This window comes from Mycolicibacterium chengduense (genome assembly GCF_033741155.1).
Classification (GTDB): Bacteria; Actinomycetota; Actinomycetes; order Mycobacteriales; family Mycobacteriaceae; genus Mycobacterium.
Map to the genome: position 1 here is coordinate 81,244 of NZ_JAWQNH010000007.1, position 14,316 is coordinate 95,559.

The 14,316-nt window shown below is 68.2% G+C and carries 11 protein-coding genes; 6 read left to right on the forward strand and 5 right to left on the reverse strand.

All coding sequences use genetic code 11. From position 1 onward, the window contains the following. Positions 1-5 precede the first annotated feature (5 nt). Positions 6-1,364: a hypothetical protein gene (locus SBI67_RS24815; RefSeq protein ID WP_318983133.1), complete on the reverse strand. Its 1,359-nt coding sequence runs from the start codon at positions 1,362-1,364 to the stop codon at positions 6-8. Positions 1,365-1,772: 408 nt separating this feature from the next. On the opposite strand from SBI67_RS24815, the gene SBI67_RS24820 reads away from it, so the two are divergent. Beyond that, the gene (locus tag SBI67_RS24820; protein WP_318983330.1) at positions 1,773-3,656 is read left to right on the forward strand and encodes an ABC transporter family substrate-binding protein; all 1,884 of its coding nucleotides are present in this window, start codon (positions 1,773-1,775) and stop codon (positions 3,654-3,656) included. Here SBI67_RS24820 and SBI67_RS24825 read toward each other — a convergent pair. Beyond that, positions 3,643-4,893 (reverse strand): chloride channel protein, encoded by a 1,251-nt coding sequence (locus SBI67_RS24825; RefSeq protein WP_318983134.1) that lies wholly within the window; start codon positions 4,891-4,893, stop codon positions 3,643-3,645. The two genes, SBI67_RS24820 and SBI67_RS24825, sit on opposite strands and share 14 nt — an antisense overlap. A gap of 17 nt (positions 4,894-4,910) precedes the next feature. Here SBI67_RS24825 and mshB point away from each other — a divergent pair, with 17 nt between their 5' ends. Beyond that, positions 4,911-5,786: an N-acetyl-1-D-myo-inositol-2-amino-2-deoxy-alpha-D-glucopyranoside deacetylase gene (gene mshB / locus SBI67_RS24830; RefSeq protein ID WP_318983135.1), complete on the forward strand. Its 876-nt coding sequence runs from the start codon at positions 4,911-4,913 to the stop codon at positions 5,784-5,786. 89 nt (positions 5,787-5,875) lie between these two features. Beyond that, entirely contained in the window at positions 5,876-6,310 is a 435-nt protein-coding gene (locus SBI67_RS24835; RefSeq protein ID WP_413232562.1) for a hypothetical protein, read from the forward strand. Here SBI67_RS24835 and SBI67_RS24840 read toward each other — a convergent pair. After that, positions 6,307-7,527: a hypothetical protein gene (locus SBI67_RS24840; RefSeq protein WP_318983137.1), complete on the reverse strand. Its 1,221-nt coding sequence runs from the start codon at positions 7,525-7,527 to the stop codon at positions 6,307-6,309. The genes SBI67_RS24835 and SBI67_RS24840 overlap by 4 nt on opposite strands. Before the next feature lie 186 nt (positions 7,528-7,713). Between SBI67_RS24840 and SBI67_RS24845 the strand changes: the two genes are divergently transcribed. The 3 genes from SBI67_RS24845 (at position 7,714) to SBI67_RS24855 (ending at position 11,481) form a co-directional block, all read left to right on the forward strand. After that, on the forward strand, positions 7,714-10,284 hold the full coding sequence (locus SBI67_RS24845; RefSeq protein ID WP_318983138.1) for a bifunctional FO biosynthesis protein CofGH: 2,571 nt from the start codon (positions 7,714-7,716) through the stop codon (positions 10,282-10,284). 89 nt (positions 10,285-10,373) lie between these two features. Beyond that, entirely contained in the window at positions 10,374-10,820 is a 447-nt protein-coding gene (locus SBI67_RS24850; RefSeq protein WP_318983139.1) for a DUF2231 domain-containing protein, read from the forward strand. A gap of 112 nt (positions 10,821-10,932) precedes the next feature. Continuing rightward, positions 10,933-11,481: a YceI family protein gene (locus SBI67_RS24855; RefSeq protein ID WP_318983140.1), complete on the forward strand. Its 549-nt coding sequence runs from the start codon at positions 10,933-10,935 to the stop codon at positions 11,479-11,481. Between the two features lie 116 nt (positions 11,482-11,597). On the opposite strand, the gene SBI67_RS24860 is transcribed toward SBI67_RS24855, so the two are convergent. Together SBI67_RS24860 and SBI67_RS24865 are read right to left on the reverse strand one after the other, a co-directional pair. Then, positions 11,598-13,616 (reverse strand): FAD-dependent oxidoreductase, encoded by a 2,019-nt coding sequence (locus SBI67_RS24860; RefSeq protein WP_413232563.1) that lies wholly within the window; start codon positions 13,614-13,616, stop codon positions 11,598-11,600. Then, positions 13,613-14,158 (reverse strand): PadR family transcriptional regulator, encoded by a 546-nt coding sequence (locus SBI67_RS24865; RefSeq protein ID WP_318983141.1) that lies wholly within the window; start codon positions 14,156-14,158, stop codon positions 13,613-13,615. The genes SBI67_RS24860 and SBI67_RS24865 overlap by 4 nt, the downstream gene beginning before the upstream one ends. Between the last annotated feature and the right edge of the window lie 158 nt (positions 14,159-14,316).

The window sequence follows — 14,316 nt, forward strand, 5'->3', positions numbered from 1 at the left end:
GCTCGCTAGTCGCCCGCTGTCGACGAGGTCGATGCTGTCGACGTTGTCGACGACGTTGATGCTGTCGACGCTGTCGACGATGCGCCCGCAGTAGCACCGGACGAGCCGCTGCCGGAACTCGGCGCCGAGCCCACGGCACCCGACGGTGACGTGGTATCGGTCTGCTTCGGATCGGTTGGTGCCGTCGGTTCGGTGGTTTTGCCGGGAGCGGACGACGTTGTGTCGGAACTCTTTTCGCCGACCTTGTCGCCGGGTGACACCTTGTTGCCGTCGCTGAGGTCGGTTGCGCCGTTGGCCGATGTCGGCGCGGTCTTCACCTCGACCGGCTCGGTCTTGGTCTCCGCTGGTGCCGCCGCGGACGTCTTGGTGTCGGTGGCTGCGACTGCGCCGGTGCCCGTTTCGGCAGCCGGCGTCGTCGTGGCCGGTTCGGTTGTCTTCGCCTGCGTCCCTTCGATTTTCGTGCCATCGACGGCGGGTGGCGCGGGCGCGGTGTCCAAAGTCACTGTGGCCGCGGTGGTCGCGGGCAGCGCCGTGGCGGCCGCCGTCGCAAGGGCCGCTGGACCGGTGGTCTTGGCCACCGACGCCGTCGCAGGCGGGGCCATGGCGTCGGCAATGGTCTGACGGGCGTTGAGGATTCCGGCGACAAGGCCGTTGATCAGGCCGACGGTCCCGGTGTTGGGGTCGCCATTGAGCACACCGCCGATGACGGTGGCCGGCGCGGTGAGCACGGTGGTCAGTACCGCACCGAGGTTGCCGGTGGTGATGCCGTCGTACAGCCCCTGGGCCACTGTGCCCAGCGAGTTCACCACGGCGGTAACGGTGCTCAACACCGGAAGTCCCACACCGATCAGGATCGCCGAGGGCAGCGCTTCGACCACCCGGGCGAAGGTCTTGGCCATATTGACCGGGATCTGCAAGGTGTTCAACAGCGGAAAGGCCACGCCCACCAGGGGATTGATCACCAGCCCGCTCCACAGCGTGTTGATCGCGTCGCCGACCTGACCGGCCCGCAGTTGTGCCCCGGCCGCGTCCAGTGTCGGTCGGATCTGTTGCGCCGAGTACTTCAGGGCGTCGAAGATCTGCGGCGGCACCTTGGCCGCGATGTCGAGGTTGGCTCGGGTGTTGACCAGGAATTGCTCCAGGATCGGCATGCCTTGATTCCAGGCCTGCGAACCGACGGCCTGCACGTTGGTCCAGGTGTTCTGGAGCAGCTGACGGTAAGCGTCGGCGACCGGGTTTGCGGCCAGGGTGACGGTCGGCAGATGAACCTCGGGTGGTGGCGCCGCCACCGGGGTCACCGCGATGACACCGGCACCCACCAACGCGATGCCCGTGGTCACATAGGGGCGCAATGCACGTTGCAACGTTCTCTCCTTACCGAAATGTGATGTCGGTCACTCCGACGGGCCTGACCGTAGTACGGGGATGAAACGGAAAAGGCGCTTTGGTAAAACGTGTTCCAATTCAATTCTGTCGGGGCCTGCTACTTGTTTGCCGTCATGCGCGGGTGTGGAATTTCAGCCACTCTTTGCCGAAGCAATGAATGTTTTCCAGATGGAAGCGAGAGGGCTATACAAGCACGTTAAATCGATATATTGGGGACGCACTCCATGTCGCCGTGAGGTTGCTGAGCGCTTCTCTCGATCAATTGGTGGCAAATATTCTGAACCGCCCGCCGAATTTCAACCGAACTACTACCTCTAGTTGTACGAATTCCCGATTGGCGGGCCCAACCCATGTTGGGGGTGGCTGCCGGGCATGCCGATACCCTGTTGTGCGTGCCGACCAACCCACGACGTTTCCGCGCTGTCGCCGGCGCCCTGATCGGAACGTCGTTGGTGTTGGCGGGGTGCACCGTCAGCCCGCCGCCCGCTCCGCAGAGCACCGAGACGACGCAGTCGACACCCCCGCCGCCGGCCAAGGCGATGCAGATCATCATGGCCATCGACTCGATCGGGGCCGGGTTCAACCCGCACCTGATGTCCGATCAGTCTCCGGTGAACGCTGCCATCTCCGCGCTGGTGCTGCCCAGTTCGTTCCGGCCGGTTCCCGATCCGGTGTCGCCCACCGGTTCGCGGTGGGAACTGGACACCAGCCTGTTGGTGTCGGCCGAGGTGACCAACGAGGCGCCGTTCACCGTCACCTACAAGATCAAGCCAGAGGCGTCCTGGACCGACAACGCACCGATCGCCGCCGACGACTACTGGTATCTGTGGCGGCAGATGGTCAGCCAACCCGGGGTGGTCGATCCGGCGGGCTACGACCTGATCACCGGGGTGCAGTCGGTCGAGGGTGGCAAGACGGCCGTCGTCACCTTTTCGCAGCCCTACCCGGCCTGGCGGGAACTGTTCAACGACTTGCTGCCTGCGCACATCGTCAAGGACGTGCCCGGTGGTTTCGGTGCCGGACTGGTGCGGACCATGCCGGTGACCGGCGGCCAGTTCCGGGTGGAGAGTATCGATCCGCAGCGTGACGAAATTCTGTTGGCCCGCAACGACCGATACTGGGGCCCGCCCGCGGCACCCGACCAGATCCTCTTCCGGCGCGGGGGAGCGCCTGCGGCCCTTGCCGATTCGATCCGCAACGGGGACACCCAGGTGGCTCAGGTGCATGGTGGTCAAGCGGCCTTCGCGCAACTGTCGGCCATCCCGGACGTGCGCACCGCGCGCATCGTCACCCCTCGGGTGATGCAGTTGACGCTGCGCGCCCAGCAGCCCGCGCTGGCCGACCCGCACGTCCGCAAGGCGCTGTTCGGGTTGCTCGACGTCGACCTGCTGGCCGCCGTGGGTGCTGGATCGGATAACACCGTGACACTTGCGCAGGCTCAGGTGCGCTCACCATCGGATCCCGGCTACGTCCCGACCGCTCCGCCGGCGTTGACCCGGGAGGCCGCGCTGCAACTGCTGGCCGACGCCGGTTATCAGGTCGAGCCGGTGACCTCGACCCCGCCGCCGACACCGGGTACCCCGCCGCCCGACGATTCCCGCGGACAGATCTCCAAGGACGGCCAGCCGCTGACCATCGTGATCGGGGTGGCGGCCAACGATCCCACCTCGGTGGCCGTCGCCAACACCGCAGCCGACCAATTGCGCAGCGTCGGGATTGCCGCCTCGGTGTCGGCGCTCGACCCGGTGGTTCTGTACGGAGATGCCTTGGCCAACAACAAGGTCGATGCGATCGTCGGCTGGCATCAGGCGGGCGGCGACCTGGCCACCGCGCTGGCATCGCGCTACGGCTGCCCGGCCCTGGAGGCCACCTCGGTGTCCACGGCGACACCGTCGCCGAGCGTCACGACCACACCTTCGGCATCACCCACGCGGACGCCGCCGCCGGCAACCTCCGCTGCCCCCACTCCGACCGCCACGGCACCGCCGCCCAGCGGCACAAGCGAATTGGTGACGGTGCCCAGCAACCTGACCGGTGTCTGCGACCGCAGCATCCAGCCGCGGATCGAGGCCGCGTTGGCCGGGACCGAGGAAATCGGTAAGGTGATCGACGCCGTCGAGCCGCGGCTGTGGAACTTGGCGACAGTACTGCCGATCCTGCAGGACACCACCATCGTCGCCGCCGGACCGCGAGTCCGCGGGGTCAGTCTGTCCGGAGCGGTGCCGGTCGGGATCGTCGGCGACGCCGGCAAGTGGGTCAAACAGCCTTAGCCGCAACACGTTTCCACAGCGCATAGGCGGTGAAGGCGGCGATCGTGAATACGATCACCAGCCACTCCGGCGGGCGGGCCAGTTCCCATACGAACACGCCGGCGAACAGCGGTGCCCGCTGGGTGATCGCCAGTACCCCTGCGGCGCAGGTCAGCGCCGCCGCCGGGACATTCAGCCCGGCCCCGGCGAATTCGTTGAGGGCAAGGGCGACAACCGAACCCGCCGCCGCGCCGGTGGCCAGCGCCGGGGTGATCAGGCCGCCGACCGCGCCGGCCCGCAGGAACAGCGCCGTCAGGATCGGCTTGAGCAGCAGGATCACCGCGGCGGCCGTCAACGTCAACGAACTGTCCACGGTCACGGCCAGAATGCTGCGCCCGTTACCCGGCAACTCCGGGTACCAGATGGAGCAGATGCCGGTCAGCAGGCCGGCCGCGGCGATACCGGGGACCAGCAGCCACGAGGCGGGTGACACGCCCGGCCGGGCGGCGGCCATCAGCCGGTTGAATGCCATCCCGATCCCGACGGCCAGCGGGGCGACGGCGAACGCCAGCAGCACGAAGCGGTAGGACACCGTGGCCGAGGGCCACACGAGCGGGTGCTCCAGGTGGGTGACGGGCGCGGCGACGGCCACCGCCAGGCTGGAGGTGATCAACGCGGTGCCGATCACCCGGGGATGCCAGCTGCGCAGCAGGATCGTGATGGTGAACAGTGCACCCCCGACGGGCACGCTGTACACCGCACCCAATCCGGCACCGGCCGCCGAGGCCAATAGGATCTCGCGGTCCCGCTCGGTCAGGCGCCAGCGGCCGGTGGCGGTGTCACCGAACACCGCGGCCAGTTGTCGTGGCGCGCCCTCGCGGCCCAACGAGGCCCCGGACCCGACGACGAGCACCTGCAGCACCGCGTCGACGGCCAGGGGTATCCGGGCCAGCGGGCGATGTGCACTGATCGTCGCCGTCAGGGACGGGACGGATGCGCGCCGTCGCAGCAGCCACCACCCCAGACCGGCCAGCGCCCCGCCGATCATCGGTCCGGTGGCCCGCCGGATCTCGCCGGCGGCGCCGACACCGGTGAGCAGGGTGCCCAGGTGATAGTGGTAGGTGAGATGTTCGATGTAGTGCAGCAGCACGGTGGTGGCGGCACCCGCGACGCCGGCGAGCAGGCCGACCGCTAGGACACCGCACCCGAACTCCAGAAGCTGCCGCTCACCGGTGTTCTTCGCGTCAGTCGGCGGCACAGGGTAAATCTAGGGGAGTGCAAACACCTCGGCTGCTCTTCGTGCACGCCCACCCTGATGACGAGTCCCTGACCACCGGCGCGACCATCGCGCACTATGCCGCGCAGGGCGCCACGGTGCGCGTGGTCACCTGCACCATGGGCGAGGAAGGCGAGGTGATCGGGGACCGCTGGTCCCAGCTCGCCGTCGATGCCGCCGATCAGCTGGGTGGCTACCGCATCTCCGAGCTGAGCACCGCCCTAGCCGCACTCGGTGCCGGGGAGCCGATCTTCCTCGGCGGCGCGGGTCGCTGGCGCGATTCCGGGATGGCGGGCACGCCGGCACGGCACCGGCAGCGGTTCGTCGACGCGGATATCGAGGGGCCCGTCGCCGCCCTGGTCGCGATCATCAGGGAACTGCGCCCGCACGTCGTCGTCACCTACGACCCCAACGGCGGGTACGGGCATCCGGACCACATCCGCGCGCACGAGGTCACCACCGCCGCCGTCGCGGCCGCAGCCGGTGACGGTCATCCCGGCGAGCCGTGGCAGGTGCCGAAGTTCTACTGGACCGTGCTGGCACAGTCGGCGATCGCCGACGGGCTGGCCGCGATCGGGGAGCCGCCCGCGGACTGGATCACGATCAAGCCCGAGGACCTCACCTTCGGCTACCCGGACGAGAAGGTGGACGCCGTCATCGACGCCTCGGCGCAGTTACCGGCCAAGGCAGCCGCGTTGCGAGCCCACGCCACCCAGGTCAGCGTGGCTCCCGACGGCCGGTCGTTGGCGCTGTCCAACCTCGTCGCCTTGCCGCTGTGGGGGATCGAACATTACGTGCTGGCCGCCGGGTCGCCCGGCGAGCGTGACGGCAACGGTGTCGAGACTGATCTGCTCGCCGGAGTGAATCTGGGCTGACGGGCCGGCGCACGCGGTAAGCTCCCCGACATGGACCCGGATTTGGATCCCAACCTGCAGCATCAGCAGGACCGCCTGGACAATTTCCAGTGGGTGGTCGGTTCGCTGGTGGCATTGCTCGACAGCATCCCGACCTGACAACCGAGGACCCCGACGGGCCGGCCTGGGTGCCGCCCGTCATGCTTTCGTTGCTGTCACTCGACGGTGTGCTCTCCGCCGTGCTCGCGGCATTTCTGTTGCCCTGGCGGGTCAGTGGTGCGCCGTTCCCGGTGAGCGTGTTGGTCAGTGGCCTGGTGAACGCCGCATTGGTGTGGGCCGCGCTGCAGTGGACCCTGTCACCGCGGGTGGGTGCGTTGCCGTTGTGGTGCTGGTTGGCGACCATCGGGGCGTTGACGCTCGGCGGGCCCGGCAGCGACATCGTCTTCGGGCTGACCGCCTCCGGTGCGGTGCTGCTGTTGCTGCTCGTGGTGGTCGGTGTGCTGCCGCCGCTGATGGTGTTGCGGCGGTACGCGCGCAGCCGCTAGGGCGCGTCCGACCCGGCGTGCGTGTCGGCCTTGGGGGCGGAATCGCGGGCCGATGGGCGATCGCGCTTCTTCTTTTTGGGCTCGGCTTTCTTCGGTGCGGGCTTGTCGGTCTTGTCGGAATCAGCCTTGTCCGTGCCCGGCTTGGTGTCCGGCTTGTCGGCATCGGTGGTGTCGGACTTCGCGGTGGCGGGCTTTGCGGTGGCGGGCTGGGTGGTGGCCGGCTTCGTGGTGGCCGGCTCGGTGGTCTCGGGCTTGGTCTCCGGTTTGGTGGTCTCGGGCTTGGTGGAGTCGGACGGGCCGCTCACCGGGGAATCGCTGGGCTCCTCAACCGGCGTGCTGTCGGTAGGGGTGGGTTCCGGCTGGGTTTCGACGGGCTTGGTTTCGACGGGCTGGGTGGTGTCGGGCTTGGTGGTCTCGGGCTGGGTTTCGACGGGGTGGGTCACGACGGGCTCGGCCGGGTGCTCATTGCCTTGATCGGTCTGTTGCTCGGCGGTCACGGGCGGCTTGCCGTCGGTCGGTTCGGCGGTCGCGGTCAGCGATACGGCCGTCGTCTTGGCTGCCGTGCTGGTTGAGGTAGCGGCGAAGGGCAGGGGTGGCAGCGGCGGCAGCCAGCTCAGCGCCCAGTTGATCTCGGCCTGGATGCATCCGCGTCCCGCGGTGATGCTGTCGTTGATGACATTGCCGATGCCCTGGATCAGGTCGATCTGGCCACCGATCACGGCGGCGGTGTTGTAGACCGCGCTGGTGATGATCGGTCGGATCAGGCTGTAGTACACGATGCCGATCTGGGGAGCGAAGATGTTGGCGACCGGGATCCAGCCGACGGCGTACTGGGCGAGATCCACCCCGTAGTCCACCCAGCCGATGGCCCAGTCATAGCCCTGGATGATGGCGTTGCTCAGCCCGGGAAAAGCCAGGGCCGCGGCCGTCGGCGCCACCGCCGCGGCCGGTGCGGTGGTGGTGGTCTCACCGGCCGTGGCGGTGTGGACAGCAGCGGCCGGTGCGGCGTTGGGACCTGCGGCGGCCCCGGTCTTCGGGATCAGTGCAATAACCGGTCTGGGTGCCCACGCGGTCCTCGTCTCGGCGGCCAGCCGCACTTCGGTGTGCACCGGCGCCGGGGGCTGCGCGGGCGGCGCGATCGACGGGGGAATCGCGATGGTGCCTGCGGCGAGAGCGGCCACGCCTGCCATCAGATAGGAACGGACTGACACACGCATCGGGGCTCCTGGTTCGTGCGATCGTCGACGCTGCTGAACTTACGCCAGGGTCAACTGTCGATGGCCCGTATCGGGTCGGCGCGTCCCGGTCGATGGCTCGGACTATCGTGGCCCCTATGTCAGGGGCTGTGGTTTCACATAGTGGGACGCGCGGATGATCCGCGACGACGTACGGGTTACAGAGGAGTGGCTCTGAACCCGCAGCACGGCTCCGATTTGCCCAGCCCGGTGATCCCGCCCAAGCCCAATGCGTCCGCGCTACGTCGTGTGTTGCGTCGGGCCCGCGATGGGGTGGCGCTCAATGTCGAGGAAGCCGCGGTCGCGATGACCGCGCGCGGCGCCGATCTCGCCGACCTGTGTGCGAGTGCCGCGCGGGTCCGCGACGCGGGCCTGGAGTCGGCCGGCCGGCGTGGTCCCAGCGGCGGCTTGCCGGTGACCTACTCGCGCAAGGTGTTCATTCCGGTCACTCACCTGTGCCGGGACACCTGCCATTACTGCACGTTCGTCACCGTGCCCGGGCGCTTGCGGGCGGCGGGCAAGGGCATGTTCATGGAACCCGACGAGATTCTCGATGTGGCCCGTCGTGGCGCGGAGTTGGGTTGCAAGGAGGCGCTTTTCACCCTCGGTGACCGGCCCGAGGCTCGCTGGGACGAGGCCAAGCAGTGGCTCGACGAGCGCGGTTATGACTCGACGCTGGATTATGTACGCGCGATGGCGATCCGGGTGCTGGAGGAGACCGGCCTGCTGCCGCACCTGAACCCCGGCGTGATGAGCTGGACCGAGCTGTCGCGGTTGAAGCCGGTGGCGCCGTCGATGGGCATGATGCTGGAGACCACGTCGCGACGGTTGTTCGAGACGAAGGGGTTGGCGCATTACGGCAGCCCGGACAAGGATCCGGCGGTGCGGCTGCGCACCCTCGACGATGCCGGCCGGCTGTCCATCCCCTTCACCACTGGTCTGCTGGTCGGCATCGGGGAAACCCTGACCGAGCGTGCCGAGACCATGCATGCGATCCGGCGCTCGCACAAGGAGTTCGGCCATGTCCAGGAAGTGATCGTGCAGAACTTCCGGGCCAAGGACCACACCGCCATGGCCGCGGTACCCGACGCAGGGATCGACGATTTCCTGGCCACCATCGCGGTGAGCAGGCTGGTGCTCGGCCCGAAGATGCGCATCCAGGCTCCGCCGAATCTGGTCTCGCGCGACGAATGCCTGGCTCTGGTCGGCGCCGGCGTCGACGACTGGGGCGGCGTATCGCCGCTGACCCCCGACCATGTCAACCCGGAGCGGCCGTGGCCCGCGCTGGACGACTTGGCGGAGGTGACGGCCGCTGCGGGTTACGAACTGGTGGAACGACTTACCGCGCAGCCGTCCTACGTGCAGGCTGGTGCGGCGTGGATCGACCCGCGGGTCCGCGGACATGTGGACGCGCTGGCCGACCCGGACACCGGGTGGGCGCGGGATGTGAAGCCGGTGGGCATGCCGTGGCAGGAGCCCGACGAGGCGTCGGAGTCGTTGGGGCGTACCGACCTGCATGCGGCCATCGATACCGAGGGTCGGCTGACCGAGACGCGTAGTGACCTGGGCAGCGCCTTCGGGGACTGGGAGTCCATCCGGGAGAAGGTCTCCGAGCTGGCGGCCCGAGCCCCTGAGCGGATCGACACCGATGTGTTGGCGGCCTTGCGCTCGGCCGAACGCAACCCCGGCGGCTGCAGCGACGACGAGTATCTGGCCTTGGCGACCGCCGACGGGCCGGCCCTGGATGCGGTTGCCGCCCTTGCCGATTCGCTGCGTCGTGACACGGTCGGCGACGACGTCACCTACGTCGTGAACCGGAATATCAACTTCACCAATATCTGCTACACCGGCTGCCGGTTCTGCGCGTTCGCGCAGCGCAAGGGTGACGCCGACGCGTACTCGTTGTCCACCGCGGAGGTCGCCGACCGGGCCTGGGAAGCGCACGTCGCGGGCGCCACCGAGGTGTGTATGCAGGGCGGTATCGACCCCGAACTGCCGGTCACCGGCTACGCCGACCTGGTGCGGGCGGTCAAGCAGCGGGTGCCGTCGATGCATGTGCATGCCTTCTCACCCATGGAGATCGCCAATGGCGTGACCCGCAGCGGCCTGTCGGTGCGGGAATGGCTGACGGCGTTGCGGGAGGCCGGGCTGGGCTCCATTCCCGGCACGGCCGCCGAGATCCTCGACGACGAGGTGCGCTGGGTGCTCACCAAGGGCAAGCTGCCGACCTCGGAGTGGATCGACGTCATCACCACCGCGCACGAGGTGGGGCTGCCGTCGAGCTCGACGATGATGTACGGCCACGTCGATACCCCGAAGCACTGGGTGGGTCACCTCAACGTGCTGCGCGGGATCCAGGACCGCACCGGCGGTTTCACCGAGTTCGTCCCGCTGCCGTTCGTGCATCAGTCCTCGCCGCTGTATCTGGCCGGCGGGGCACGGCCGGGGCCGACACACCGCGACAACCGGGCCGTGCACGCGTTGGCGCGGATCATGCTGCACGGCCGGATCCCGAGTATCCAGACGTCGTGGGTGAAGCTGGGGATCGAACGGACGCAGGTGATGCTCAACGGCGGCGCCAACGACCTGGGTGGCACGCTGATGGAGGAAACCATCTCGCGGATGGCCGGCTCGGAGAACGGCTCGGCCAAGACCGTCGAAGAACTGGTCGCCATCGCCGAGGGTATCGGCCGGCCGGCGCGCCAACGCACCACCACCTACACCCCGCTGGCGGCGTAGCTTTATTCGTCGGCGAGCGCCCGTGTCTGCACAGGGGCGCGCCGCCATTCGTGGCATTTCGAGGGCGCTCGCGTGGGATCCTCGGGCCCATGGACACCATCGCCGGCCTGCCCGCTCACCCGTTGCTGGTGCACGCGATCGTCGTGCTGGTGCCGCTGGTGGCGCTGCTGGAGATCCTCTGCGCCCTGTGGCCGCCCGCCCGCGAGCGGTTGGTGTGGCTCGTGCTGGTGTTGGCCGCGGTGACGGCAGGCCTCACCCCGTTGACCGTGGAGGCGGGGGAGGCGATGTACGCCAACTTCCCGCAACCGCCCGCCGTGCTGCAGGAGCATGCCGAACGCGGGGACTGGATGCCCTACGTTGCCGTCGCGCTGTTGGTGGTGGCGGTGTTGTTGGCGCTGCTGCAGTGGTGGTCCGGCCATGGGCGCGCGATGGCTGCGGTGGTCGCGGTGCTGGCCGTGGTCGTCGGGCTGGCGGCGATCGCCGTGGTGATCCGGGTAGGGGATTCCGGCGCCCGGGCGGTGTGGGGCATGGGCTGACAACAAAGTGATCTGGCTCACATTATCGGGTTGCGTCGAATAATCCGGACTACGGTCCAGTTAGTTTCGACGAGGGTCCGGGAGGGCCGGCCCCACCGAACAAGGAGCTTTCATGACCGCAGCAGTAGCCACCGACCTGACCGCTGGCACCTGGGCGCTGGACCCGGTGCATTCTTCGGTCAACTTCTCGGTACGCCACCTCGTGGTGAGCAAGGTGCGCGGCACGTTCGACGCGTTCACCGGTGCCATCGTTGTCGCCGAGGACGGCACCCCGTCGGTCACCGCGACCATCGACATCAACTCGGTCAACACCCGCAACGAGCAGCGCGACGCGCATCTGAAGGCCGCCGACTTCTTCGACGTCGAGCAGTTCCCGACCGCGACGTTCACCTCCACCGCGGTACGGGCCGACGGTGACCACTACGTGCTCGACGGTGACTTCACCCTGAAGGGCGTCACCAAGCCGGTATCGCTGAAGCTGGAGTTCAACGGCGTGAACCCGGGCATGGGGCACGGCGCGGTGGCCGGCTTCGAAGCGTCGGTGGTGTTGAACCGCAAGGATTTCGGCATCTCGTTTGATGCACCGCTGGAGACCGGTGGCGCCGTGGTGGGCGACAAGGTCACCATCACCCTGGAGATCGAGGCGCTCAAGCAGGCCTGAGGTCGGGATGGGTGAGCAGCCCCGCGCGGGGCCTGCTCACCCACCGCGAGCGCCCGCAGAATGCCACCAAATGCGGCGTGTCGGTGTGCAAACACGGCCGCTCGCGAAAAAAAGGGTTACAGCCGGGCGGCGAGTTCGGTGCCTTGGCGGATCGCCCGTTTGGCGTCGAGTTCGGCCGCGACGGCGGCGCCACCGATCACGTGCGGCTGTATGCCCCTGGCACGTAGCCCGTCCTCGAGATCGCGCACCGAATCCTGACCCGCACAGACGATCACGTTGTCCACGGCCAGTATCCGCGCTTCCGTGTGGTCCCGCCCGAAGCTGATGTGCAGTCCGGCGTCGTCGATGCGCTCGTAGTTGACCCCGGAAAGCTGATGTACGCCTTTGGCTTTCAACGTTGCGCGGTGTACCCATCCGGATGTCTTGCCCAGCCGGGTGCCCTGGGCGCCTGTGGTGCGTTGCAGTAGGTACACCTCACGAACGGGCGGCAGCGGGATCGGCGTGGTCAGCGCGCCACGCACGGTGGGTGCGTCCTGTGGGTCCAGCGCGCCCCACTCGGCCTTCCACTCCTTGACGTTCAGCGTCGGCGACTCGTCGGTCACCAGGAATTCGCAGACGTCGAAACCGATTCCGCCGGCGCCGATCACCGCGACGCGCTTGCCGATCGGGGCACCGGACAGTGCCTCGGCGTAGGACAACACCATTGGGTGATCGATGCCGGGAATGGCGGGCGTACGCGGCACCACCCCGGTGGCCAGCACGATATCGTCGAACCCGGCCAGCGCATCCACCGTGGCCCGCACGCCCAGGCGCACGTCGACGTCGTGTACGTCGAGCATCCGCGTGTAGTACCGCAGGGTCTCGTTGAACTCTTCCTTTCCGGGAACCCTTCTGGCCAAGTCGAATTGACCACCGATGGCCGGATTCGCCTCGAACAGTGTCACCCGGTGCCCGCGTTGCGCCGCGCTCACGGCGGCGGACAGCCCGGCCGGACCGGCACCCACCACAGCCACCGACCGGGCGTGTCGGGTGGGGCCGAGCACCAGGGTGGTCTCGTGTCCGGCGCGCGGGTTGAGCAGGCAGGACACCGTCTTGTGCGCGAAGGCGTGGTCCAGGCACGCCTGATTGCACGCGATGCAGGTGTTGATCTGATCGGCGGCGTCGGCTGCGGCCTTGCGCACCCAGTCCGGGTCGGACAGCAGGGGGCGGGCCATCGAAATCAACTGCACCTGGGTGTCGGTGAGAATCTGCTCGGCGGCCTGCGGCATGTTGATCCGGTTGGACGCGACTACCGGAATCCCGACGTGTTCGGCCAGCGCGCTGCTGGTCCCGACGAAGGCGCCGCTCGGGACTGAGGTGACGATGGTGGGCACCCTGGCCTCGTGCCAGCCGATCCCGGTGTTCAGGATGGTGGCGCCGGCTGCCTCGATTTCGGTTGCCAGCGCGACGATTTCGTCCCAGGTCTGGCCGTCCTCGACGAAGTCGGCCAGCGAGATCCGGTAGACGATGATGAAGTCGGGGCCCACCGCCTCGCGAACCCGACGCACGATCTCGACCGGGAAGCGGCGCCGCTTCTCCGGCGTGCCGCCCCAGGCGTCCGTGCGCTTGTTGGTGCGCGGCGCGAGGAACTGGTTGAGCAGATAGCCCTCGCTGCCCATGATCTCGACCCCGTCGTAACCGGCCGCGCGGGCCAGCAGGGCCGCGCGTACGAAATCGGCGATGGTCCCGGACACATCCCGCAGCGCGCGCGGCCGGAACGGGTTGATCGGCGCCTTGACCGACGACGCGCTGACCGAAAAGGGATGGTAGGCATAGCGTCCGGCGTGCAGGAGTTGCAGCGCGATCTTGCCGCCCTCATCGTGCACCGCCTGTGTGATGGTGCGATGCCGGCGCGCGTCGGCGCTCGAGCGCATCTCGGCGGCGAACGGCAGCAACCAGCCGGTTCGGTTGGGGGCGTAGCCGCCGGTGATGATGAGCCCGACGCCACCGCGGGCGCGTTCGGCGAAGTAAGCGGCCAGCCGGTCGGTATCGCGGGCACGATCCTCCAGGCCGGTGTGCATGGAACCCATCACCACTCGGTTACGCAGGGTGGTGAAGCCGAGATCCAACGGCGACAACAGGTTCGGATAGTTCACAATGCCTCCACTACTTCGGAAAGCCACTCGATCGCGCCTTCCTCGGCGCGCATCCCGCCGCGGAGCACCAGGTACTGGTGTAAGGCCGTCCCGGTCAGGGTGGCGGGGTCGGCGAACTCGCGCTTCTGGTAGCCGCGGTAGGTGTCCAGCAGCGCGGCCCGCTCGGCGCGCAGCGCTTCGGCCTGAGCGCGGATGGCGGCGGTGTCGCCATAGCCGGCGGCGCGGACCTTGACGGCCAGATCGCGGGTGCGGTGATCAGCCACGGTGCTGCCACCACCGGTCAGCGGCGCGGCGATCCAGCGTCTCAACTCGGCCCGGCCGTCTGCGGATACCGAGTACACCTTCTTGTCGGGGCGGCCGCGTTGCTCGACGACGTGGACCGAGACCCAGCCGTCTGCCTCCATGCTGCGCAGCGTCCGATAGATCTGCTGATGGGTGGCCGCCCAGAAGTACCCGATGGAGCGGTCGAAGCGGCGGGCCAATTCGTACCCGGATCCGGCCTGCTCACACAACGCCACCAGGATCGCGTGCTGCAGGGCCATCACGGCAGCGTAGGTGGTACCGACGGTCCTATGCAACAAGGTGCAAAGACCTGACAAACACCGTGCGTGGTGTCTAGTCGAGGTGTATCTGCAACGTCTAGTATCAGTAACCACGCGCGCGCCCGCGGGCCGCGCGGGAAGTTAGGACACACTGAGAC